This is a genomic window from Burkholderia gladioli, assembly GCF_000959725.1.
GTDB lineage: Bacteria > Pseudomonadota > Gammaproteobacteria > Burkholderiales > Burkholderiaceae > Burkholderia > Burkholderia gladioli.
The window spans coordinates 2,903,161-2,927,301 of record NZ_CP009323.1; the positions used below are offsets into that span (position 1 = coordinate 2,903,161).

The 24,141-nt window shown below is 67.3% G+C and carries 21 protein-coding genes; 17 read left to right on the top strand and 4 right to left on the bottom strand.

What is annotated here, in order from left to right; all coding sequences use genetic code 11:
• Window positions 1-493 precede the first annotated feature (493 nt).
• Window positions 494-826 (top strand): YnfA family protein, encoded by a 333-nt coding sequence (locus BM43_RS29990; protein ID WP_036053609.1) that lies wholly within the window; start codon window positions 494-496, stop codon window positions 824-826.
• Window positions 827-919: 93 nt separating this feature from the next.
• Here the strand turns inward: BM43_RS29990 and dnaQ are convergent, their stop codons facing one another.
• The 3 genes from dnaQ to BM43_RS30005 form a co-directional block, all read right to left on the bottom strand.
• The gene (dnaQ, locus tag BM43_RS29995; protein WP_036034099.1) at window positions 920-1,642 is read right to left on the bottom strand and encodes a DNA polymerase III subunit epsilon; all 723 of its coding nucleotides are present in this window, start codon (window positions 1,640-1,642) and stop codon (window positions 920-922) included.
• 73 nt (window positions 1,643-1,715) lie between these two features.
• Entirely contained in the window at window positions 1,716-2,165 is a 450-nt protein-coding gene (rnhA, locus tag BM43_RS30000) for a ribonuclease HI (RefSeq protein ID WP_013697353.1), read from the bottom strand.
• Window positions 2,162-2,974: a class I SAM-dependent methyltransferase gene (locus tag BM43_RS30005; RefSeq protein ID WP_036052043.1), complete on the bottom strand. Its 813-nt coding sequence runs from the start codon at window positions 2,972-2,974 to the stop codon at window positions 2,162-2,164. Before BM43_RS30005 ends, rnhA begins: the two co-directional genes overlap by 4 nt.
• A gap of 18 nt (window positions 2,975-2,992) precedes the next feature.
• Here BM43_RS30005 and gloB point away from each other — a divergent pair, with 18 nt between their 5' ends.
• The 8 genes from gloB (at window position 2,993) to BM43_RS30045 (ending at window position 13,793) form a co-directional block, all read left to right on the top strand.
• Window positions 2,993-3,799, top strand: coding sequence for a hydroxyacylglutathione hydrolase (gene gloB, locus BM43_RS30010; protein ID WP_036052042.1), 807 nt, complete (start codon window positions 2,993-2,995; stop codon window positions 3,797-3,799).
• Between the two features lie 376 nt (window positions 3,800-4,175).
• A complete protein-coding gene (locus BM43_RS30015; RefSeq protein ID WP_080742026.1) occupies window positions 4,176-5,759 on the top strand; it encodes a transglycosylase SLT domain-containing protein in 1,584 nt (527 codons plus the stop codon).
• 149 nt (window positions 5,760-5,908) lie between these two features.
• Window positions 5,909-7,141 (top strand): MFS transporter, encoded by a 1,233-nt coding sequence (locus BM43_RS30020; RefSeq protein WP_036053606.1) that lies wholly within the window; start codon window positions 5,909-5,911, stop codon window positions 7,139-7,141.
• Between the two features lie 414 nt (window positions 7,142-7,555).
• Window positions 7,556-8,701, top strand: coding sequence for a glutamine-hydrolyzing carbamoyl-phosphate synthase small subunit (carA, locus tag BM43_RS30025; protein WP_036034087.1), 1,146 nt, complete (start codon window positions 7,556-7,558; stop codon window positions 8,699-8,701).
• 20 nt (window positions 8,702-8,721) lie between these two features.
• The gene (leuE, locus tag BM43_RS30030; protein WP_036052040.1) at window positions 8,722-9,396 is read left to right on the top strand and encodes a leucine efflux protein LeuE; all 675 of its coding nucleotides are present in this window, start codon (window positions 8,722-8,724) and stop codon (window positions 9,394-9,396) included.
• A gap of 51 nt (window positions 9,397-9,447) precedes the next feature.
• Window positions 9,448-12,702, top strand: a complete 3,255-nt coding sequence (gene carB / locus BM43_RS30035; protein ID WP_036052039.1) for a carbamoyl-phosphate synthase large subunit — start codon at window positions 9,448-9,450, stop codon at window positions 12,700-12,702.
• Between the two features lie 119 nt (window positions 12,703-12,821).
• Window positions 12,822-13,298, top strand: a complete 477-nt coding sequence (gene greA, locus BM43_RS30040) for a transcription elongation factor GreA (RefSeq protein WP_036034079.1) — start codon at window positions 12,822-12,824, stop codon at window positions 13,296-13,298.
• 15 nt (window positions 13,299-13,313) lie between these two features.
• Complete coding sequence (locus BM43_RS30045) at window positions 13,314-13,793, top strand: DUF4149 domain-containing protein (protein ID WP_013697362.1); 480 nt, start codon at window positions 13,314-13,316, stop codon at window positions 13,791-13,793.
• 86 nt (window positions 13,794-13,879) lie between these two features.
• Here BM43_RS30045 and BM43_RS30050 read toward each other — a convergent pair whose 3' ends face one another.
• Complete coding sequence (locus BM43_RS30050; protein WP_013697363.1) at window positions 13,880-14,422, bottom strand: YhbY family RNA-binding protein; 543 nt, start codon at window positions 14,420-14,422, stop codon at window positions 13,880-13,882.
• 224 nt (window positions 14,423-14,646) lie between these two features.
• On the opposite strand from BM43_RS30050, the gene BM43_RS30055 reads away from it, so the two are divergent.
• The 8 genes from BM43_RS30055 to pstB all read left to right on the top strand — a co-directional run bounded on the left by BM43_RS30055 (window position 14,647) and on the right by pstB (window position 24,134).
• Window positions 14,647-15,309, top strand: a complete 663-nt coding sequence (locus BM43_RS30055; RefSeq protein ID WP_013697364.1) for an RlmE family RNA methyltransferase — start codon at window positions 14,647-14,649, stop codon at window positions 15,307-15,309.
• A 167-nt stretch (window positions 15,310-15,476) separates the two neighbouring features.
• Window positions 15,477-17,366: an ATP-dependent zinc metalloprotease FtsH gene (gene ftsH, locus BM43_RS30060; protein WP_013697365.1), complete on the top strand. Its 1,890-nt coding sequence runs from the start codon at window positions 15,477-15,479 to the stop codon at window positions 17,364-17,366.
• Window positions 17,367-17,522: 156 nt separating this feature from the next.
• Window positions 17,523-18,329 carry a dihydropteroate synthase gene (gene folP, locus BM43_RS30065; protein ID WP_230676340.1) on the top strand — a complete coding sequence of 269 codons (807 nt, stop codon included), beginning with the start codon at window positions 17,523-17,525 and terminating at the stop codon, window positions 18,327-18,329.
• Window positions 18,330-18,357: 28 nt separating this feature from the next.
• Entirely contained in the window at window positions 18,358-19,713 is a 1,356-nt protein-coding gene (glmM, locus tag BM43_RS30070) for a phosphoglucosamine mutase (protein WP_013697367.1), read from the top strand.
• Between the two features lie 532 nt (window positions 19,714-20,245).
• Window positions 20,246-21,277 carry a phosphate ABC transporter substrate-binding protein PstS gene (gene pstS / locus BM43_RS30075; RefSeq protein WP_036052037.1) on the top strand — a complete coding sequence of 344 codons (1,032 nt, stop codon included), beginning with the start codon at window positions 20,246-20,248 and terminating at the stop codon, window positions 21,275-21,277.
• A gap of 122 nt (window positions 21,278-21,399) precedes the next feature.
• Window positions 21,400-22,377: a phosphate ABC transporter permease PstC gene (pstC, locus tag BM43_RS30080; RefSeq protein ID WP_013697369.1), complete on the top strand. Its 978-nt coding sequence runs from the start codon at window positions 21,400-21,402 to the stop codon at window positions 22,375-22,377.
• Window positions 22,374-23,270, top strand: coding sequence for a phosphate ABC transporter permease PstA (gene pstA, locus BM43_RS30085; protein ID WP_036052036.1), 897 nt, complete (start codon window positions 22,374-22,376; stop codon window positions 23,268-23,270). Before pstC ends, pstA begins: the two co-directional genes overlap by 4 nt.
• 15 nt (window positions 23,271-23,285) lie before the next feature.
• Window positions 23,286-24,134 carry a phosphate ABC transporter ATP-binding protein PstB gene (gene pstB, locus BM43_RS30090; protein WP_013697371.1) on the top strand — a complete coding sequence of 283 codons (849 nt, stop codon included), beginning with the start codon at window positions 23,286-23,288 and terminating at the stop codon, window positions 24,132-24,134.
• Window positions 24,135-24,141 lie beyond the last annotated feature (7 nt).

A 24,141-nucleotide genomic window follows, 5' to 3' on the forward strand; every position in this document is an offset into this window, starting at 1 on the left:
GAAACGTCGGGCGCACGGGACGCCGGAGCTCGGAAAGGGGCCGCGTGCGGCGCGCCTGTGGCCGCCGCGTCGATGCGCTCATGAGATTGCCGCCGGGCTGGCCTGACAAGGGGGACCGACGGCGACCGGTGCGCGGCGTGGCGCCTGCGACCGGTAACGAACCCTGTTAAGGGCGTTGAAACGAAGCGAGGATGCCCGGAACGGACACGCTGCCTGTGATCGATATTTCGTGCGACGGGGCGAGGGCGGAGGACCGCGGACGCTCGTTGCGAAAAGCTAAATGAACGAAATAGATAAATGAAAGAGGCGCCATGTTAGCACAATGGCAGGAGATCGTGCAAATTGGCGGCGCGATCCCCGTGCCGCGGGGCTCGGCGGGAATGCGCGGCGCTGACGCGCTCGCGCGTGGCATCACCCGTTCCCGGGTACGATGACCCCGTTTTTTCTTCCCGTTCATTCATTGCGCGGTCGCGCCTCGGCCGCATCCAAGGTCATGCCCGAATTGTTCAGGATCGGAGGATTGTTCGTCCTCACCGCGCTGGCCGAGATCGCCGGCTGCTATCTGCCCTGGCTGGTGCTCAAGGGCGGGCGCAGTGCCTGGCTGTACCTGCCCGCGGCGGTCTCGCTGGCGCTGTTCGCCTGGATGCTGACCCTGCATCCGTCGGCGGCGGGGCGCATCTATGCCGCTTACGGCGGGGTCTATATCGCGGTGGCGCTGGCCTGGCTGCGGGTGGTGGACGGCGTGCCGCTGACGCGCTGGGACGTGGCCGGCGCCGCGCTGGCGCTGGCCGGGATGGCGGTGATCGCGCTGCAGCCGCGCGGCTGAGCGACTGCAGCGGCCGGCTGCCCGATATCGCCGGGCCGGCGGATTCGACCGAGGGCCGCCCGGGCGGCGGCCACTCGCGATGCGCAGCCGCCGTCAGGCGGCCGGCGCGTCTTCCTTGCGCCAGACGCAGGCGCCCTTGACCGACTTGTCGAGATCGTCGAGCTGCGCCAGGTGCGCGGCCAGCTCGTCCTCGCTGGCGGCCAGCACCGGCAGCGCCAGCGTGGCCAGCGAGACGCGCGCCGTGCCGCTCGCGCCACCCTCGTCGTCGCCGTCGCCGAGCATGTCGATCACCAGGCTTTCCTGGCCGCGCGTCATCGCCAGGTAGACCTCGGCGAGCAGCTCCGAGTCGAGCAGCGCGCCGTGCAGCGTGCGGTGCGCGTTGCTGATGCCGAACCGGTCGCACAGCGCGTCGAGCGAGTTGCGCTTGCCGGGGAACATCTGCTTGGCCTGCACCAGCGTGTCGATCACGCCGTCGCAGTGCTGGTTCAGCGGCGGCAGGCCGACGCGCTCGAACTCGGCGTCGATGAAGCCGATGTCGAAGGGCGCGTTGTGGATGATCAGCTCGGCGCCGCGCACGAAATCGCAGATCGCATGGGCGACCTCGGCGAACTTCGGCTTGTCGCTGAGGAATTCGGTGGTCAGGCCGTGCACGGCCAGCGCGCCCGGATCGCTGTCGCGCTCCGGATTCACGTAGAAATGCAGGTTGTTGCCGGTCAGCCGGCGGTTGAGCATTTCCACGCAGCCGATTTCGATGATGCGGTCGCCGGTGCGGGCGTTCAGGCCGGTGGTTTCGGTATCGAGGATGATCTGGCGCATGGGTGTTCTTCAGGATGGCCGGCGCGGGGGCCGGCGTGTGAGGGCAAGAGGCTGGGCAAGGGGCGCGGGCCGCTCAGGCCTGCTGCGACAGCGATTCGACGCCGCGGTTGGCGAGCGCGTCGGCGCGCTCGTTCTCGGCGTGGCCGGCATGGCCCTTGACCCAGCGCCATTCGATCTCGTGGCCGACCACCAGCTCGTCGAGCCGCTTCCAGAGATCGGCATTCTTGACCGGCGTCTTCGCCGCGGTCACCCAGCCTTTTTTCTTCCAGCCGTGGATCCACTCGCTGATGCCTTTCTGCACGTATTGCGAATCGGTGTGCACGACCACGTGGCAGCGGCGCTTGAGCGCCTCGAGCGCCTTGATCACGGCCAGCAGCTCCATGCGGTTGTTGGTGGTGCCGGGCTCGCCGCCGAACAGTTCCTTTTCCTGGTCGCCGAAGCGCAGCAGGGCGCCCCAGCCGCCGGGGCCGGGATTGCCCTTGCAGGCGCCGTCGGTATAGATATCGATCGATTGCAACGTCATGAATGCTCTTGATGGGTGGTGGGGGTGGCGGCGGGCGCGAGGCCGGGCGCGCGCACGGGCTTGCGGACCCGGATCGGGCCGACCAGCCGCATTTCGCGCACGCGCTTGACCGCGGTGACCATGTAGACCGCGCCGAAGATCGGCCACCAGCGGTCGCCGGCGGCCTCCATGAAGGCGTAGCGCGCCATCCACTTGTCGGTGGCCAGCGGCGGGCGGTAGCAGCCGAAGCGGCCGCGCTCGATGTCGAAGCCGAGCAGCTTCATCCAGTCCTTGAGGCGGATGAAGGCGATCGGGTCGCGCGCGGTCGGCACGAAGGGCCGGTTGGCGATGCGCCCGACCGACTGCCGGGCGCCCCACAGGCTCAGGGAGTTGAAGCCCGTGATCACCAGCCGGCCTTCCGGCATCAGCACCCGCTCGACCTCGCGCAACAGGCCGTGCGGGTCGGCGGTGAATTCCAGCGTGTGCGGCATCACGATCAGGTCGACGCTCTGCGATTCGAACGGCAGCTCGAGCAGGTCGCACCAGACGGTGCTGCGCCCGGACGGCGCGTGATGCGGGCCCGGCGGGTCGCCCGCCCAGGGATAGCGGAACGGCGCGCTGGCGCCACTGGCCGGGTCCAGCACGAGACCGCGGCCGGGCATGCGGTTCTCGCGCAGCGAATCGAGTTGCGGCAGGCCCAGTTGCAAGGCGTGGAAGCCGAACACGTCGGACACCACGCGGTCGAGCTGGGCCTGTTCCCACTCGAGCACGTAGCGGCCGGGCGGCGAGGCGCTCCAGGCGGGCCAGTCTATAATCGGACGGTCTGACATATCGATGAGTGCGCGCCCATGAACGAGCTGGAATACGTGCCGGTGCCGGCATTTGAGGACAACTATATCTGGCTCGTGTCGGATGGCAGCGACGCGGTCGCCGTCGATCCGGGCGACGCCGCCCCGGTGCGGCGATATCTCGAGGCAAGGGGCTGGCGGCTAGCCGCTATTCTACTCACCCACCACCATGCCGACCACGTCGGCGGTGTGGCCGAGTTGCTCGCGCATGCCGCCGACGCCGGCCCGGTGCCCGTCTACGGGCCGGCGGGCGAGGACATCGCCCAGGTCAGCGAGCCGCTCGCGGGCGGCTCGCGCGTGCGTATCGGCAAGCCCGCGCTCGAGTTCGAGGTGTTGGACGTGCCGGGCCACACGCGCGGCCATATCGCCTATTTCCAGGCGGCCGGTGCAGGCCATCCGGCGCCGCACCTGTTCTGCGGCGACACGCTGTTCTCCTGCGGCTGCGGCCGCCTGTTCGAAGGCACCCCGGCCCAGATGCTGGCCTCGCTCGACGCGCTGGCCGCGTTGCCCGGCGAGACCCAGGTGCACTGCGCGCACGAGTACACGCTCTCCAACATCCGCTTCGCGCTCGCCTGCGAGCCCGACAATGCCGCGCTGGCGGCCTGGCGCGACGATGCCTCGGCGCGCCGCGCGCGCGGCGAGCCGACCCTGCCGACCACCATCGCGCACGAGCGCGCCGTCAACCCCTTCCTGCGTGCCGACAGCGCCGCGATCGCGGCCACCCTCGAGGCCGAACTGCACGAGGCCCCGGCCGACCGGCTGGCCGCCTTCACGCTGATGCGGGAGTGGAAGAACCGCTTCCGCTGATCCCGTCGGCAGCCGTTGCTGCCGGTCCTGCTTCGTTCCACATGGTTCCGCCGCGCTCGCGCCGCGCCCCGACCGGCGCGGGGCGCGCGATCCCGCCGCCTGCCGCAACAATTCTTCACCTTCCCCGGCGCATAAGGCGCGCATCATCGGGACTCGCGCGGCCTCGGGCGGGAGCGCGCGACCGAGCGGGTCCCACGGCCCGCCGAGGCGACGTACGGTAAATCCCTGAAGGCGGCAGGCAGATGCTCAAGCGGAATCTGGAGAATGCGCCCCAAATATAGGATTTATCTGCATTTTTAGGCGTTTTTATTGACGCGATGCGCGCGCCTACCTTACTATCGCCTGCAATTTCCAGCCGTTGGAAGCCGAGATTTACATGCGATTCCTGATCAGTGCGCTATTGGTCCTGTTGCTGGCAGCCTGTGCCAGCCCGGGGCCGACCGCCCCCACCGCCGCCGCTTCCGACCCGCAAGCCGCCTCCGATTTTCTCCGCAAGTCCGCCACCTCCAAGGAAACCGTCGACGTCGACAAGCAGTCGGTCGGCGACCTGACCACCAAGGACACCGACCTGTGGGCGCGCATCCGCCGCGGCTTCCAGATGCCCGACCTGCAGAGCGACCTGGTCGACATGCAGACGACCTGGTACACCGAGCGTCCCGACTACGTGCAGCGCATGACCGAGCGCTCGCAGAAGTACCTCTATCACATCGTCGAGGAGCTCGAGGCACGCAACATGCCGACCGAGCTGGCGCTGCTGCCCTTCATCGAGTCGGCCTACAACCCGCAGGCGCTGTCGGTGGCCAAGGCGGCCGGCATGTGGCAGTTCATTCCCGGTACCGGCCGCACCTACAACCTCAAGCAGAACATGTGGCAGGACGAGCGCCGCGACGTGCTGGCCTCGACCAGCGCCGCGCTCGACTACCTGTCGCGCCTGCATGACATGTTCGGCGACTGGTACCTGGCGCTGGCGGCCTACAACTGGGGCGAGGGCAACGTGCAGCGCGCGATCGCGCGCAACCAGGCGGCCGGCCTGCCGACCGACTACCAGAGCCTGCGCATGCCGAACGAGACGCGCAACTACGTGCCCAAGCTGCAGGCGGTCAAGAACATCATCGCCAATCCGCAGCAGTACGGCCTGAGCCTGCCCGACATCCCGAACCACCCGTATTTCGTCACGGTCACCACCTCGCACGACATCGACGTGAAGATGGCCGCGCAGCTCGCGGGCCTGTCGCTCGAGGAGTTCAAGGCGCTCAACCCCTCGTTCTCGAAGCCGGTGATCCTCGGCGCGACCCAGCCGCAGATCCTGCTGCCGTTCGACAATGCCTCGCAGTTCGAGAAGGGCCTGAAGTCCTACGATGGCCAGCTGTCGAGCTGGACCACCTATACCGTCACCGAGCGCGCGCGCCCGGCGGCGATCGCGGAGAAGATCGGCGTCGACGCCGACACGCTGATGGCCGTCAACAAGATCCCCGCCGGGATGCGCCTGAAGCCGGGCTCGACCATCGTGGTGCCGCGCGGCGGCGACGACGACGAGGACGTCAGTGCCGACGTCGCCGAGAATGCCGTGCTGGCGATGGAGCCGGACGTGCCGGACACGCGCAAGATGCTGATCCGGGTGCGCCGCTCGCAGTCGATGGCTGCGGTGGCGAGCCGCTATGGCGTGTCGATCGGACAGTTGAAGGCCTGGAACCGCACGCGGCGCGACCAGGTCAGCCCGGGCCAGACCCTGGTGCTACACGTGCCGGTGGGCCGCGCGGTGCCGGCCGAGCCGGGTCCGCAGCGGATCGCCACCTCGACGGGCGGCGCACGCGTCGAACGCGCCAGCCTGCATACCGGCGGCAAGGCCAGCAAGCGCGGTGGGCGCGCCGCGCCGGCCAAGGCCGCCGCCAAGCCGGCCGCCGCGAAGGGTGCCAAGCCGGCTGCCAAGACCGCCTCGAACAAGAGCAAGAAGAAGTAACGCGATTCGGTCGCCGCGCGAGCGGGGGCATTGCGCCCGATCCGCCGCGCGTCGCTTATGATCCGCCCGCACGCCGTCACCGAGGTGACGGCGTTTTCGTTTTGGGTCGGCCGCGCGCCATCGCGCGCGGCGCATTCGAGGTAAGCCGCATGTCTTCCGTCCAGCTGCGCGTGTTCGCGCTGTTTTCGATCGGGTATTTCGTTTCCTACGTGTTCCGGGGCGTCAATCTCGGCTTCGCGCCGCTGATCACGCACGAGCTCGGCCTGTCGGCCGCCGATCTCGGGCTGCTGACCAGTCTCTATTTCCTCGGCTTCGCCGGCGCGCAGATCCCGGCCGGCGTGCTGCTCGACCATTACGGCCCGCGCCGAGTGACGGCCGCGATGCTGCTGTTCTCGGCGGCCGGCATCGGCCTGTTCGGGCTCGGCCACGGGATCGGCGCGCTGATGGCGGGGCGCCTGCTGATCGGGATCGGCGTGTCGGTCTGCCTGGGCGCGGCCTTCAAGGCGATCGCCGAGCATTTCCCGATCGCGCGGCTGCCGATGGTGAACGGCTTCGTGATGGCGGTGGGCGGCTTCGGCGGCGTGGCGGTCGGCTCGCCGCTGGCCTGGACGCTCGGCTTCGTGGGCTGGCGCGCGGTCTGCGCGGGGCTGGTGCTGTTTACCGTGGCGGTGGCCGCGCTGATCTGGCTCGGCGCGCCGGAGGCCGCGCGCACCCATCGCCAGGCCAGCATCGGCAGCCAGTTCAAGGGTACCTGGCACATCCTGAAGAGCCCGGCGTTCTGGAAGATCGCCTCGTTCTCGGTGCTCACGCAGGGTGTGTTCTACGCCATGCAGTCGCTGTGGGTCGGCGCCTGGATGCGCGACGTGATGGGCCTGGCGCCGCGCGAGGCGGCCGCGCTGGTGTCGGTGATCGGCCTGGCGATGATGGCGGGCAGCGTCGGCACCGGCGCGGCGGCGCGCCTGCTGGAACGCCGCGGCCTGTCGGTCTATGCCTTCTGCGGGATCGGCATGGGCTGCTTCGTGCTCACCCAGTTGGCGATCATGCTGCGCGCGCCGCTGCCGGCCGTGGTGCTGTGGGCCGCCTACGGCGCGTTCGGCGGAATCGGCATCCTCAGCTACGCGATCCTCGCCGAGCATTTCCCCTCGCACCTGATCGGTCGCGCCAACACCACGCTGACCCTGGTGATCTTCCTGCTGATCTTCGGCTTCCAGGTCGGGGTCGGCGCGGTGCTGTCGCAATGGCCGACGCTGGGCGGCCACTATCCCGCCACAGCGCACCTGACTGCCTGGGGCGTGCTGGTCGCGCTGCAACTGGCCAGCGCGATCTGGTACGTGTTGCCGGGGCGTGCGCGGATCGGGGCCGGGCAGCATCCCTCGTCCTGAGGTCGCTGAAGCAGGCGGGGCGGGGCGGCAGGCGCGGTGGTTTCGACCCTCTCGAATCGTTCGACGCCGGCTGGTGTTGAGGAATCGGCCGATGTCGCCGGGCCAGGCGGTCAAACCCTTGTCACACAAGGCTGGGTAGATCCGATTTGAGATAGGTCCCGTTTCACGCTATAATTTGAAGGTTTGTGCAATTCAACCCCGCACCCTAGCGCCTACCTCCAAATCCCCGTCTTCCGCCGCCTGCCTCCCGGCACGCGACGCCGCCGAATGCAGCCTGCCGATCCATCGAGCCGGCGCAGGTCCGGCGCGTCGTCCGGGTGAGCCGAGCGAGCGCCGGCGAACGCCTCCCGTGAGGCGAACCGGCCGCGGCAGGTCGACAGGTCGGCAGCAAGGGTGTCCCCCAAGGAGCCTCCCGTGTTGCCGTCTTTTTCTCCCGCCTTGCTCGCACTCGCCGACGGCACGGTGTTTCGCGGTTATTCGATTGGCGCGGCCGGCCATACGATCGGCGAAGTCGTGTTCAATACCGCGATCACCGGCTATCAGGAAATCCTGACCGACCCGAGCTACGCGCGGCAGATCGTAACGCTCACGTATCCCCACATCGGTAATGTCGGCGTCAACCGCGAAGACGTCGAAGCCACCAAGGTCCACGCCGCCGGCCTGATCATCCGCGACCTGCCGGTGCTGGCGTCCAACTTCCGCATGGACCGCACGCTCGGCGACTACCTGCGCGACGAAGGCGTGGTCGCGATCGCCGGCATCGACACCCGCAAGCTGACCCGCGTGCTGCGCGACAAGGGCGCGCAGAACGGCTGCATCCTGGCCGGTTCCGACGACGAGGCCAAGGCGGTCGAGCTGGCGCGCTCGTTCCCGGGCCTGGCCGGCATGGATCTGGCGAAGGTGGTCTCGACCGACAAGCCTTTCGCCTGGAAGCAGAGCGAGTGGCGCCTCGGCAGCGGCTACGGCGAGCAGAGCGCGCCGCGCTTCAAGGTCGTCGCCTACGATTTCGGCGTCAAGTACAACATCCTGCGCATGCTGGCCGAGCGCGGCTGCGACGTCACGGTGCTGCCCGCCCAGGCGAGCGCGGCCGAGGCGCTGGCGCTGAATCCGGACGGCGTGTTCCTGTCGAACGGCCCCGGCGATCCGGAGCCTTGCGACTACGCGATCGCCGCCGCCAAGGAGTTCATCGAGCGCGGCGTGCCGACCTTCGGCATCTGCCTGGGCCACCAGATCATGGGCCTGGCGGTCGGCGCCAAGACGCTGAAGATGAAGACCGGCCACCACGGCGCGAACCACCCGGTGAAGGACCTGACCGACGGCCGCGTGGTGATCACCTCGCAGAACCACGGTTTCGCGGTCGACGCCGACTCGCTGCCGGCCAATGCGCGCGCCACCCACGTCTCGCTGTTCGACGGCACGCTGCAGGGCTTCGAGCTGACCGACAAGCCGGCCTTCTGCTTCCAGGGCCACCCGGAAGCCTCGCCGGGCCCGCACGACATCGGCTACCTGTTCGATCGCTTCACCTCGCTGATGGAAACCGCGAAGGCGCGCAGCGCCTGAGCGAGCGGAGACGGCACATCATGTTCGGACATGCACTCGGGATCACGGATTTCTGGACCTACGTCGTCGGCGTGGTGTTCATCATCCTGCTGCCCGGCCCGAATTCGATGTACGTGCTGTCGCTGGCGGCGCAGCGCGGGGTCAAGGCCGGTTATCGCGCGGCCTGCGGCGTGTTCGTCGGCGACGCGGTGCTGATGCTGCTGTCGGCGGCCGGCGTCGCTTCGCTGCTCAAGGCCAACCCGCTGCTGTTCTCGGTTGTCAAATATGGCGGCGCCGCCTACCTGTTCTACATCGGCTTCGGCATGCTGCGCGGCGGCTGGCGGGCGCTACACGCCTCGCGCGCCGGCACCGCGGCCCCCGCGCCGACGGCCCCCGTGCGCACCGTGGACGGCGAGCGTCCGTTCCGCAAAGCGCTGGTCGTCAGCCTGCTGAATCCGAAGGCGATCCTGTTCTTCATCTCGTTCTTCATCCAGTTCGTCGATCCGAGCTACCGCTACCCGGTGGTGTCCTTCGTCGTGCTGGGCGCGATCTCGCAGTTCACGAGCTTCCTGTACCTGAGCACGCTGATCTTCGCGGGCGCACGTCTTGCCGAACAGTTTCGCCGCCGCCGCAAGCTCGCGGCGGGCGCGGCCAGCGGCGTGGGCAGTCTGTTCATCGGCTTCGGCCTCAAGCTCGCCTTCGCGACGATCCGATGAACGCAGCCGCCGCTCAAGCGCATTAACGATTACTTTTTGAATACTCGAGCCATGCCAAAACGCACAGACATCAAGAGCATCCTCATCATCGGCGCCGGCCCGATCATCATCGGCCAGGCGTGCGAGTTCGACTACTCGGGCGCGCAGGCATGCAAGGCCTTGCGTGAGGAAGGCTACAAGGTCATCCTCGTCAACAGCAATCCGGCGACGATCATGACCGACCCGAACACGGCCGACGTCACCTACATCGAGCCGATCACCTGGGAAGTGGTGGAGCGCATCATCGCCAAGGAGCGCCCGGACGCGATCCTGCCGACCATGGGCGGCCAGACCGCGCTGAACTGCGCGCTCGACCTGCACCACCACGGCGTGCTGGAGAAGTACCAGGTCGAGCTGATCGGCGCCTCGCCCGAGGCGATCGACAAGGCGGAAGACCGCCAGAAGTTCAAGGACGCGATGACCAAGATTGGCCTGGGTTCGGCCAAGTCGGGCATCGCGCATTCGATGGAAGAGGCGCTCAAGGTGCACGGCGAGATCGCCGCGATCACCGGCGGCAGCGGCTACCCGACGGTGATCCGCCCGTCCTTCACGCTGGGCGGCTCGGGCGGCGGCATCGCCTACAACCGCGAGGAATTCGAGGAAATCTGCAAGCGCGGCCTCGACCTCTCTCCGACGCGCGAGCTGCTGATCGAGGAATCGCTGCTGGGCTGGAAGGAATACGAGATGGAAGTGGTTCGCGACCGCGCGGACAACTGCATCATCGTCTGCTCGATCGAGAACCTCGACCCGATGGGCGTGCACACGGGTGACTCGATCACCGTCGCGCCGGCCCAGACGCTCACCGACAAGGAATACCAGATCCTGCGCAATGCCTCGCTGGCGGTGCTGCGCGAGATCGGCGTCGACACCGGCGGTTCGAACGTGCAGTTCGCGATCAACCCGAACGACGGCCGCATGGTGGTGATCGAGATGAACCCGCGCGTGTCGCGTTCCTCGGCGCTGGCCTCGAAGGCCACGGGCTTCCCGATCGCCAAGGTGGCGGCCAAGCTCGCCATCGGCTACACGCTCGACGAGCTGAAGAACGAGATCACGGGCGGCCAGACGCCGGCCTCGTTCGAGCCGACCATCGATTACGTCGTGACCAAGATCCCGCGTTTCGCCTTCGAGAAGTTCCGCGAGGCCGATTCGCGCCTGACCACCCAGATGAAGTCGGTGGGCGAGGTGATGGCGATCGGCCGGACTTTCCAGGAATCGTTCCAGAAGGCGCTGCGCGGCCTGGAAGTCGGCGTCGACGGCCTCGACGAGAAGTCGGTCGATCGCGACGAGATCGTGCGCGAGATCGGCGAGCCGGGTCCGGACCGGATCTGGTATGTCGGCGATGCGTTCCGGGTCGGCATGTCGGCCCAGCAGATCTTCGAGGAAACCGCGATCGACCCGTGGTTCCTGGCCCAGATCGAGCAGATCATCCTGAAGGAGAAGGCGCTCGGCGGTCGCACGCTGGCGAGCCTCACGAAGGACGAGCTCTACTTCCTGAAGCAGAGCGGCTTCTCGGATCGCCGCCTGGCGAAGTTGCTGGCCGCGAGCCCCGCCGAGGTGCGCGCGCGCCGCCTGGAGCTGAACGTGCGCCCGGTCTACAAGCGCGTCGATACCTGCGCGGCCGAGTTCGCCACCAAGACCGCCTACATGTACTCGACCTACGAGGAAGAGTGCGAGGCGCAGCCGACCGACAACAAGAAGATCATGGTGCTGGGCGGCGGCCCGAACCGGATCGGCCAGGGCATCGAGTTCGACTACTGCTGCGTGCACGCGGCGCTGGCGATGCGCGAGGACGGCTACGAGACCATCATGGTCAACTGCAACCCGGAAACGGTCTCGACCGACTACGACACCTCCGACCGTCTCTACTTCGAGCCGCTCACGCTCGAGGACGTGCTGGAAGTGGTCGACAAGGAAAAGCCGGTCGGCGTGATCGTCCAGTACGGCGGCCAGACGCCGCTGAAGCTGGCGCTCGACCTGGAGGCCGCGGGCGTGCCGATCATCGGCACCTCGCCGGACATGATCGATGCCGCCGAGGACCGCGAGCGCTTCCAGAAGCTGCTGCAGGAGCTGGGCCTGCGCCAGCCGCCGAACCGCACCGCGCGCGCCGAGGACGAGGCGCTGGCGCTGGCCGCCGAGATCGGCTACCCGCTGGTGGTGCGCCCGTCCTACGTGCTGGGCGGCCGCGCCATGGAGATCGTCCATGAGCCGCGCGACCTCGAGCGCTACATGCGCGAGGCCGTGAAGGTCTCGAACGATTCGCCGGTGCTGCTCGACCGCTTCCTCAACGACGCGATCGAATGCGACGTGGACTGCATCTGCGACGGCGAGGCCGTATTCATCGGCGGCGTGATGGAGCACATCGAACAGGCGGGCGTGCACTCGGGCGACTCGGCCTGCTCGCTGCCGCCGTACTCGCTGGCCAAGGAGACCGTGCTCGAGCTGAAGCGCCAGACCGCCGCGATGGCCAAGGCGCTGAACGTGGTGGGCCTGATGAACGTGCAGTTCGCGATCCAGCAGGTGCCGCAGGCGGACGGCTCGAAGCAGGACGTCATCTACGTGCTGGAAGTGAACCCGCGCGCCTCGCGCACCGTTCCCTACGTGTCGAAGGCCACCAGCCTGCCGCTGGCGAAGATCGCCGCGCGCGCGATGGTCGGCCAGAAGCTGGCCGCGCAGGGCGTGACCAAGGAAGTCGAGCCGCCTTACTTCAGCGTCAAGGAGGCGGTGTTCCCGTTCGTCAAGTTCCCGACCGTCGATCCGGTGCTCGGACCGGAAATGCGTTCGACCGGCGAAGTGATGGGCGTGGGCCGTACCTTCGGCGAAGCGCTGTTCAAGTCGCAGCTCGCGGCCGGCTCGCGCCTGCCCGAGTCGGGCACGGTGCTGCTGACGGTGATGGATGCCGACAAGCCCAAGGCGGTCGAAGTCGCGCGCATGCTGCACGACCTCGGCTACCCGATCGTCGCCACGCGCGGCACGGCCGCCGCGATCGAGGCGGCCGGCGTGCCGGTGAAGGTCGTCAACAAGGTGAAGGACGGCCGTCCGCACATCGTCGACATGATCAAGAACGGCGAGATCGCGCTGGTGTTCACCACCGTCGACGAGACGCGCGCGGCGATCGCCGACTCGCGTTCGATCCGCATGAGCGCGCAGGCGCAGAAGGTCACCTACTACACCACCATGTCGGGCGCGCGCGCGGCGGTGGAAGGCCTGCGCTACCTGAAGGACCTCGAAGTCTATGATTTACAAGGTCTTCATGCTCGCCTAAACTAAGCCGTCGGGTTTTCCCAGGCACCACATGCCGCGATTAAGCGGTGTTTCCGGCGTTCCCGGAAATGCGCTTAATCGCGGTGATTTTTTTTATGCCCGTTTTTGTTTATTGAGCCGTTTTTATGAGCACCATTCCGTTGACCAAACGTGGCGCCGAACAACTCCGCAGTGAGTTGCAGCGCCTGAAATCGGTCGAGCGTCCGGCCGTGATCAATGCGATCGCCGAAGCGCGTGCGCAGGGCGATCTGTCCGAAAACGCCGAATACGACGCCGCCAAGGAAAAGCAGGGTTTCATCGAGGGCCGGATTGCCGAGATCGAGTCGAAGCTGTCGGCCGCCCAGGTGATCGACCCGTCCGTGATCGACGCGGAAGGCCGCGTGGTGTTCGCCGCCACCGTCGAACTCGAGGATCTCGAGTCGGGCGACACGGTGAAGTACCAGATCGTCGGCGACGACGAAGCCGATATCGACCACGGCCTGATCTCGGTCAGCTCGCCGATCGCGCGTGCGCTGATCGGCAAGTCCGAGGGCGACGTGGCCGCCGTGCAGGCCCCCAGCGGCGTGCGCGAGTACGAGATCATCTCGGTCAGCTACGTCTGAGCCGGGAGCGATCCGATGCGCCATGCGCCCCGGTTGTTCCGTCTTCTCACCACGATCTGGGTCGGCAGCCTGCTGACCATCGGTTATGCGGTTGCGCCGATACTGTTCGTCGCGCTCGATCGCGCCAGCGCGGGCGGTGTGGCCGCGCGCCTGTTCCGGATCGAGGGACTGATCGGTGTGGTCTGCGCCGTGCTGATGCTGCTGATAGCCAACGCGCGCGTACGCGCGGGCGATGTTACCTACCGGCGTTCGCGCCTGCTGGTCGCCGCGATGCTGCTGTGCGTGCTGATCGGCTATTTCGCGATCGAACCCTTCATGGACGCGATGCGCCTGGCGGCCCAGGCGGCCGGCACCGATGTCGGCCATTCGGAATACGCGAGCCGCTTCGGGATGCTGCACGGCATATCGAGCCTGTTCTACCTGGTCGAAAGCGTGCTGGGACTGTGGCTGGTGTGGAGCCTGCCGGTGGCGGGTGAGGGCCGCGGCGGCGCTTGAGCCGTTCCTGATGCCGCCCTCGAGTGGAGCGGCATGTGGCCGGGCCGGCGGGAAAGATGCCCGCGCCGGCCGGCATCATCAGCCGATCACTTGTCGTTCTGGAACGGGCGCTTCGCGCTCTGCTGACGCTTCTTGGCACGCTTCACGGTACCGCCCGCGGTCACGCGCTCGTTGCCGCGCACCACCACCTTGGTGGCCCGCGGCTTGCGCACCGGGCTGGCGTCGGGCGAGTGCTTGACCACCTTCACGGTACGCGGGGCGCGGCCTTTGGTCGCGGGCTCGGCGGCGCCGAGCTTGGCGGCCTCGCGCGCGCTGGGCAGGCCGCGGCGGCCGCGAACCGGCGCCACCTCGGCTTGCTCCGGGCGCCAGATCACCAGCAGCTTGCCGATGTGCTGGATCGGCGCGGCATTCAGGCGGTCGCAGATGTCTTCGTAGATCGCGATGCGGGCATCGCGCTCGTCGCCGAATACGCGGATCTTGATCAACTGGTGCGCGGCCAGGTGGACCTTGATCTCGGCCAGCACGGCGTCGGTCAGGCCTTCGGCGCCGATCAGCACGACCGGCTTCAGCGCATGGGCTTGTGAACGCAGCGCGGAGCGCTCGACGGGGGAAAGCGAAAGGGCAGGCATCGGAACTCTGGAATCGAATAGAACGGCGCGCCCGCGGGCGCGCGCGAAAACCACGTAAAATCGCGGCGGTACGCCTTCGAGGCGTCCGCCGCGCGAAATAGACGCGTATTATCCGCCAAAAGCCGGTGCCGACGAAACCATTGCGCGTTCGAGGGGTCCGGCGGGCCGCCGCAAGCCTGGTTTCGCGGCGGCACTGTGGCATTTGGCAGACATTTTTCCCCTGCATGGCAAAGAACCGTTTCAATCAGTCGTGGCTGCACGACCATATCAACGACCCCTACGTGAAGCTGGCGCAACGGGAGGGTTACCGCGCGCGCGCGGCCTACAAGCTCAAGGAAATCGACGACCAGGACAAGCTGATCCGTCCCGGGCAGGTGATCGTCGACCTGGGCGCCGCCCCGGGCAGCTGGAGCCAGTACGCGCGCAACAAGCTGGCCCAGGGAAAGCAGCGCGACAGCCAGCGCGAAGGCGGGATCGACGGCATCATCATCGCGCTCGACATGCTGCCGATGGAGCCGATCGCCGACGTGCACTTCATCCAGGGCGACTTCCGCGAGGACGAGGTGCTGCGCCAGCTCGAGGACGTGCTGGAAGGCCGCGCGGTGGACCTTGTAATTTCCGACATGGCCCCCAACCTGTCCGGCGTGGCCCTGGCGGATGCGGCGCGGATCGAACATGTCTGCGACCTCGCGCTCGAATTCTCCCAGAACCATCTCAAACCGGATGGCGCCCTTTTAGTGAAGTGCTTTCACGGCAGCGGCTACAGCCAGATTGTCGAAAAGTTCAAGCATCAGTTCCGCACGGTCGCACCGCGCAAGCCGAAGGCTTCGCGCGATAAATCGTCGGAGACATTTATTTTGGGTCGGCATCTGAAGCATCCGCGCTGACGGATGCGCAGCCGCCGCAGCCCGGCCGGGAGCCTTGCCGGTCATGGGGTTTGCCTATCGAAGCGTTTGGCGAACCTTATGGCGACGGGCTTCGGACTGGATTAGAATGCCACGGGAGTGCCGCAGGAAAACTGCGGGTGCTCTTCTATGAGTGAAGGAGTGGTGCTTTGAACAACAATATGTTCTCGAAAGCGGCAGTGTGGCTCGTGATCGCACTGGTGCTGTTTACAGTGTTCAAGCAGTTCGACAAGCCCCGCGTCCAGGAAGGTGTGTCGTATTCGCAGTTCATGGACGACGCCAAGGCCGGCAAGATCAAGAACGTGATCGTGCAGGGGCGCAACCTCACCGTCACTCCTGCCGAAGGCCAGAAATACCAGATCGTGTCGCCTGGCGACATCTGGATGGTCGGCGACCTGATGAAGTTCGGCGTCCAGGTGAGCGGCAAGGCCGACGACGAGCCCAACGCGCTCGTCTCCGCGCTGTACTACCTGGGGCCGACGCTGCTGATCATCGTGTTCTGGTTCTACATGATGAGACAGATGCAGGGCGGCGGCAAAGGCGGCGCCTTCTCGTTCGGCAAGTCGCGCGCGCGGCTGATCGACGAGAACAACAACGCCGTGAACTTCTCCGACGTCGCGGGCTGCGACGAAGCCAAGGAAGAAGTCTCCGAGCTGGTCGATTTCCTGCGTGATCCCCAGAAATTCCAGAAGCTGGGCGGGCGCATCCCGCGCGGCGTGCTGCTGGTCGGCCCCCCGGGTACCGGCAAGACGCTGCTGGCGCGCGCCATCGCCGGCGAGGCCAAGGTGCCGTTCTTCAGCATCTCGGGTTCGGACTTCGTCGAAATGTTCGTCGGCGTGGGTGCGGCCCGCGTGCGCGACATGTTCGAGCAGGCCAAGAAGCACGCGCCCTGCATCGTGTTCATCGATGAAATCGACGCGGTCGGTCGCCATCGCGGCGCCGGCATGGGCGGCGGCAACGACGAGCGCGAACAGACGCTGAACCAGATGCTGGTCGAGATGGACGGCTTCGAGGCCAACTCGGGCGTGATCGTGATCGCCGCCACCAACCGTTCCGACGTGCTCGACAAGGCGCTGCTGCGCCCGGGCCGTTTCGACCGCCAGGTCTATGTCGGCCTGCCCGACATCCGCGGCCGCGAGCAGATCATGCGCGTGCACCTGCGCAAGGTACCGATCTCCAACGACGTCGACGCGGCCGTGCTGGCGCGCGGCACGCCGGGCTTCTCGGGTGCCGACCTGGCCAACCTGGTCAACGAGGCGGCGCTGTTCGCCGCGCGTCGCGGCAAGCGCATCGTCGAGATGCAGGACTTCGAGGACGCCAAGGACAAGATCTTCATGGGTCCGGAGCGCAAGTCGGCCGTGATTCGCGAGGAGGCCAAGCGTGCCACGGCGTACCACGAAGCCGGCCACGCGGTGGTCGCCAAGCTGCTGCCGAAGGCCGATCCGGTCCACAAGGTCACCATCATCCCGCGCGGTCGCGCGCTGGGCGTGACCTGGCAGTTGCCGGAGCACGACAACGAGACCTACTCGAAGGACTACCTGCTCGACCGTCTCGCGATCCTGTTCGGCGGCCGCGTTGCCGAAGAGCTGTTCATGAACCTGATCAGCACCGGCGCCTCGGACGACTTCAACAAGGCGACCCAGACGGCCCGCGCGATGGTGACGCGCTTCGGCATGACCGATGCGCTCGGGCCGATGGTCTACGCCGATGACGACAACGATGGCGGCCCGTTCGGCAAAGGCTTCACGCGTGCCATCTCGGAAGCGACGCAGCAGAAGGTCGACGCGGAAATCCGCCGCGTGATCGACGACCAGTACAGCCTGGCGCGGCGCCTGCTCGACGAGAACCGCGACAAGGTCGAGGCCATGACGGCCGCGCTGATGGAGTGGGAAACCATCGACGCCGACCAGATCAACGACATCATGGCGGGCCGCCCGCCGCGCTCGCCGAAGAGCAGCGGCAACGTGCCGCCGGCGAGCGATCCTTCGGGCGGCGCCGGCGCCGAAGTCAAGCCGGGCAACGCGACCGCGCCGGCATAATCCCGCCACGGGATTCCAATCGACGGGCTGGTGTGAATCACACCGGCCCGTTTTGTTTCTGCTTCCGGATCATTCGATTTGAGCGTTTTCCAACCAACCCTTCCACCGTCGCTGCAATGCGGCCGCTTCACGCTGAGTTTCGAGCGCCCGCTGGTGATGGGCATCCTGAACGTTACCCCCGATTCGTTTTCCGACGGCGGGCGCTACATCGCGCGCGACGCCGCGCAGCGCCAGGCCGAGCAGATGCTGGCCGAGGGCGCCGACCTGATCGATATCGGCGGGGAATCGACCCGCCCCGGCGCACCGCCGGTGCCGCTCGACGAGGAACTGGCGCGCGTGGTGCCGGTGGTCGAGGCGCTGCAGGCGATGCGCGTGCCGCTCTCGATCGACACCTACAAGCCCGAGGTGATGCGCGCCACGCTCGCGGCCGGCGCGGACCTGATCAACGACATCTGGGGCTTTCGCCAGCCCGGCGCGCTCGAAGCGGTGAAGGACAGCGGCTGCGGGCTGTGCGTGATGCACATGCTGGGCGAGCCGCGAACCATGCAGCTCGGCGAGCCCGACTATCTCGACGTGGTGGCCGAGGTGCGGGCGTTCCTGGCCGGGCGCGCCGCGGACTTCCTCGCGGCCGGCATCGCCGCCGAGCGGATCAGCGTCGATCCGGGCTTCGGTTTCGGCAAGGCCACCATCGAACATAATTACGCCTTGCTGGCGCGCCTGCCCGACACGGCGCCGCCGCGCCCCGACGGGCGCCCGTATCCGATCCTGGCCGGCATGTCGCGCAAGTCCATGCTCGGCGCGCTGATCGGCAAGCCGCCGGCCGAGCGCGTGGCGGCCAGCGTGGCCGCCGCGGTCTGCGCGGCCGAGCGCGGCGCGGCCATCATCCGCGTGCACGACGTGGCGGCCACCGTCGACGCATTGAAGATCTGGGGCGCCGTGCGCGACGCGGCACGCCCCGCCTGAGAGAGAACATACGAGGAGGAATGCATTCATGGGACGTCGTTATTTCGGTACGGACGGGATCCGCGGCCTGGTCGGCGAGTCGCCGATCACGCCCGACTTCGTGCTGCGGCTCGGTTACGCGGCCGGCAAGGTGCTCGCGCATTCGAAGGCGCGCGCGGCGAGTGGCCGCCCGACCGTGCTGATCGGCAAGGACACGCGCGTCTCGGGCTACATGCTCGAGGCCGCGCTCGAGGCGGGCTTCTCGGCCGCCGGCGTGGACGTGATGCTGGCCGGGCCGATGCCCACGCCGGGTGTCGCCTACCTGACGCGCGCGCTGCGCCTGGCCGCGGGCGTGGTGATCAGCGCCTCGCACAATCCCTATCACGACAACGGCATCAAGTTCTTCTCGGCCGACGGCAACAAGCTGCCGGACGAGACCGAGGCCGAGATCGAGGCCTGGCTCGACAAGCCGCTCGCCTGCGAAGCCTCCGACGGGCTCGGCAAGGCGCGCCGGCTCGACGACGCCAACGGCCGCTACATCGAGTTCTGCAAGAGCACCTTCCCGGCCTCGTTCGACCTGCGCGGCATGAAGCTGGTGGTCGATTGCGCCAACGGCGCGGCCTACCAGATCGCGCCGCACGTGTTCCACGAACTGGGCGCCGACATCGTGCCGATCGGCGTCAAGCCGAACGGCTTCAACATCAACGACAAGGTCGGCGCGACCGCGCCCGAGGCGCTGATCGCGGCCGTCAAGGAAAACGGCGCCGATCTCGGCATCGCGCTGGACGGCGACGCCGACCGCCTGCTGGTGGTCGACGCGGCCGGCCGTCTCTACAACGGCGACGAGCTGCTCTACGTGCTGGCGAAGGATCGCATCGAGACCGACGGCAAGGTGCCGGGCGCGGTCGGCACGCTGATGACGAACCTCGCGGTCGAGGTTGCGCTCGGCAAGCTCGGCGTGCCCTTCGTGCGCGCCGCGGTGGGCGACCGCTACGTGCTCGAGCAGTTGCGCGAGCGCGGCTGGCAGCTCGGCGCCGAGGGCTCGGGCCATATCCTCTCACTCGACCGCCATTCGACCGGCGACGGCATCGTCTCGGCGCTGTTGGTGCTGGCGGCGCTCAAGCGCAGCGGCAAGACGCTGGCCGAACTGCTCGAGGGCGTGGCGCTGTTCCCGCAGACGCTGATCAATGTGCGCATGAAGGCCGGCGCCGACTGGAAGGGCGAGAGCTCGATCCAGGCGGCGATCGCCGCGGCCGAGCGCGAGCTCGGCGAGAGCGGGCGCGTGCTGATCCGCGCCTCGGGCACCGAGCCGGTGCTGCGCGTGATGGTCGAGGCGCGCGAGGCGGCCGATGCCCAGCGCCATGCCGAGGCGATCGCCGGCGCGGTGCGGCTCGCGACGGCCTGAATCCGCGCCAGCGGAAACCACGACGGCGGCCAGGTTGGCCGCCGTTTTTTATTGGCGAGCCCGCGCAGGAGGGCGCCATGTTGTCGCAGGCGCACATGCGCCGAGATCATCGACCCGGGCGCGCGCCGGCGCCATTCCCGACTGATCCACTCAACTACCCACCCCGGATTCCACAGACGAAATCGTTTGCGCGCCCGAAATCCTTCCGTTTCATGACATTTCATCTAAGCTGCTTGAGCGCCGTCGCCGGTCCGCGGACCGGGTGAACAATCGGCGCTGACGTGCACGTTTACGATGCGCGAGCAGAGGGAGCCGGACCGGGCGACGATGTCCGCGCGCCGCCCGGCAACCCGGCGCAAGCCTTGCCGGCCGGGCCCGCGGCGCCGGCGGCGGGCGGTCGGCGAAGCCCGGGCGCCAGCTTTCGGTCTGTCATGTTGCTGTCACGCCAGGTTCATCAATTGTCACATTACTGTCATGGACACCCCCTAATCTTCGCGGTGCCGTAGTCATCCGCTCACACACTGGAGGTCTCATGAAATTGATGCAAACCGCGTTTGCTGGTCTGGCCGGCGCGCTCTTCGCTGTCGCCGCTCACGCAGTCGACGTCACCGGCGCGGGCAGCACCTTCGCAGCCCCGATCTACTCGAAGTGGGCCGCCGAATACCAGCAAACCGGTGGCGCGAAGATCAACTACCAGGGCATTGGCTCGTCCGGCGGCCTGAAGCAGATCGACGCCAAGACGGTTGACTTCGCGGGCTCGGACGCGCCGCTGAAGGACGACGAACTCGCTCAGAAGGGCCTGTTCCAGTTCCCGACGGTGGTCGGCGGCATCGTTCCCGTGGTGAACGTCCCGGGCATCAAGGCCGGCGAAATCACGCTGTCGGGCGAAGTGCTCGGCGACATCTATCTGGGCAAGATCAAGAAGTGGAACGACCCGGCGATCGCCGCGCTGAACCCGAAGGCCAAGCTGCCGGACCTGGACATCGCCGTGGTTCGCCGCGCTGACGGTTCGGGCACCTCGTTCATCTGGACGAACTACCTCTCGAAGGTCAACGACGAGTGGAAGACCAAGGTCGGCGAAGGCACCACGGTCAACTGGCCGACCGGCACGGGCGGCAAGGGCAACGACGGCGTCGCCGCCTTCGTGCAGCGCCTGCCGGGCGCGATCGGCTATGTCGAATCGGCCTACGCGAAGAAGAACTCGATGATCTACGTCGACCTGAAGAACGCCTCGGGCGCCGTGGTCACGCCGGACGCGAAGACCTTCGCGGCAGCCGCTGCCGGCGCGAACTGGTCGAAGTCGTTCTACCAGATCCTGACGAACGAGCAGGGCAAGGACGCATGGCCGATCGTCGGCGCGACCTTCGTGCTGCTGCACACCAAGCAGGACAAGCCGGAGCAGGGCGCCGAAACGCTCAAGTTCTTCGACTGGGCCTTCAAGAACGGCGGCAAGGCCGCGACGGACCTGGACTACATCTCGCTGCCGGCATCGGTCACGGCCGAGATCCGCAAGCAGTGGAAGACCAAGGTGACGGACGCGTCGGGCAAGCCGGTCGCGGAATAAGCCTCGGGCTGTAGCAAGTAGCACGCAAGCAAGTCGTGGTCGCGTCGTCCGGCATGTGCCGGGCGACGCGTGCGGTACCGGCGGGCGGCCCGTGGCCCCCGCCATCGAACCTTCAGGCGCCCATGTCCGACATTCCTCTCACGTCACGCCCCGCCGGCCAGATGCGCGCGCCCGGCCGGCTCGGCGACGTCATCTTCGGCGGCCTCACGCGCATCGCCGCGGTGGTGACCCTGCTGGTGCTCGGCGGCATCATCGTCTCGCTGATCATCGCCTCGCTGCCGACCATCGAGAAGTTTGGCCTCGGTTTCCTCTGGCGGTCCGAATGGGACCCCAACGCCGACGTCTACGGCGCGCTGGTGCCCATCTACGGCACCATCGCCACCTCGCTGATCGCGCTGATCATCGCCGTGCCGGTCAGCTTCGGCATCGCCCTGTTCCTGACCGAGCTGTCGCCCGTGTGGCTGCGACGCCCGCTCGGCATCGCCATCGAATTGCTCGCCGCGATCCCCTCGATCGTCTACGGCATGTGGGGCCTGCTGGTGTTCGCGCCGATCTTCGCGGCCTGGTTCCAGAAGCCGCTCGGCCAGATCCTCGGCCCCGTGCCCTTCATCGGCGCGCTGTTCCAGGGCCCGCCGATCGGCATCGGCCTGCTCTGCGCCGGCGTGATCCTGGCGATCATGATCATCCCGTACATCGCCTCGGTGATGCGCGACGTGTTCGAGGTCACCCCGGTGTTGCTCAAGGAATCGGCCTACGGCATCGGCTGCACGACCTGGGAAGTGATGTGGAAGATCGTGCTGCCCTACACCAAGAGCGGCGTGATCGGCGGCGTGATGCTCGGCCTGGGCCGCGCGCTCGGCGAGACCATGGCCGTCACCTTCGTGATCGGCAACACCAACCTGCTCGACAACATCTCGCTGTTCTCGCCGGGCAACAGCATCACCTCGGCGCTCGCCAATGAATTCGCGGAAGCCGCGCCGGGCCTGCATACCTCGGCGCTGATGGAACTCGGCCTGATCCTGTTCGTGATCACCTTCATCGTGCTGACGATCTCGAAACTGATGCTGCTGCGCCTCCAGAAGGGAGAAGGCAAGAAATGAGCAAACGCGTCCTGAACATGCCGGGCGGCCAGTCCGGCGCCGCGCTCGAAGCGATGCGCTCGCGCCTGCAGGCGCGCCGCAAGCGCACCAATGCCGTCGCGCTGACCCTCTCGCTGGCCGCGATGGCCTTCGGCCTGATCTGGCTCGTCTGGATCCTCTACACCACGCTGCACCTGGGCATCGGCGGCCTGTCGGTCGAGCTGTTCACGCAGTCGACGCCGGCGCCGGACAGCGAAGGTGGTGGCCTGGCCAACGCGATCGTCGGCAGCCTGATGCTGGTCGCGCTCGGCACCCTGGTCGGCACCCCGATCGGCGTGCTGGCCGGCGTCTACCTGGCCGAATACGGCCAGAAGAACTGGCTCGCGAGCCTGATGCGCTTCATCAACGACATCCTGCTGTCGGCTCCCTCGATCGTGGTCGGCCTGTTCGTCTACGCGGTGGTGGTGGCGCCCTCGGGCCGCTTCTCGGGCTGGGCCGGGGTGATCTCGCTGGCGCTGCTGCAGGTGCCGATCGTGATCCGCACCACCGAGAACATGCTGAACCTGGTACCCAACGCGCTGCGCGAGGCCTCGTTCGCGCTCGGCACGCCGAAGTGGCGCATGATCATGAAGATCACGCTGCGCGCCTCGATCGGCGGCATCATCACGGGCGTGCTGCTGGCGGTGGCGCGGATCGCCGGCGAAACGGCGCCGCTGCTGTTCACGGCACTGTCGAACCAGTTCTTCTCGGTCGACATGTCCAAGCCGATCGCCAATCTGCCCGTCACGATCTACAAGTTCGCGATGAGCCCGTTCGCGCAGTGGCAATCGCTCGCCTGGGCGGGCGTCTTCCTGATCACGCTGGGAGTGCTGGGACTGAACATCCTGGCGCGCTCGATCTTCTCGAAAAAGTAACGGCGGAGCAATCCGATGAACATGGCAGAAAGCCACCTGAATCCGATCGAACACGGCAGCGCGCCCGCCGGCGGCAACGCGGCAAACGGCCAGCGCCCGCTCGCCCCGCTCGACGCGAAGATCGAAGTCAACAACCTTAACTTCTTCTACAACAAGTTCCACGCGCTGAAGAACGTCAACCTGCGCATTCCCGAAGGCAAGGTGACCGCCTTCATCGGCCCGTCGGGCTGCGGGAAGTCGACGCTGCTGCGCACCTTCAACAAGATGTACGCGCTCTATCCCGAGCAGCGTGCCGAAGGCGCGATCATGATGGACGGCGAGAACCTGCTGGAGTCGAAGCAGGACATCTCGCTGCTGCGCGCGCGCATCGGCATGGTGTTCCAGAAGCCGACCCCGTTCCCGATGTCGATCTATGACAACATCGCGTTCGGCGTGAAGATGTTCGAGAAGCTCACGCGCTCGGAAATGGACGACCGCGTCGAGTGGGCCCTGACCAAGGCCGCGCTCTGGAACGAGGTGAAGGACAAGCTCAGCCAGAGCGGCTACGGCCTGTCGGGTGGCCAGCAGCAGCGTCTTTGCATCGCGCGCGGCATCGCGATCCGCCCGGAAGTGCTGCTGCTCGACGAGCCGTGCTCGGCGCTCGACCCGATCTCCACCGGCCGCATCGAGGAGCTGATCGCCGAGCTCAAGAGCGACTACACGGTGGTGATCGTCACGCACAACATGCAGCAGGCGGCGCGTTGCTCGGACTACACGGCCTACATGTACCTGGGCGAGCTGATCGAGTTCGGCGACACCGAGAAGATCTTCATCAAGCCGGCCCGCAAGGAAACGGAAGACTACATCACCGGCCGTTTCGGTTGACGAGGGA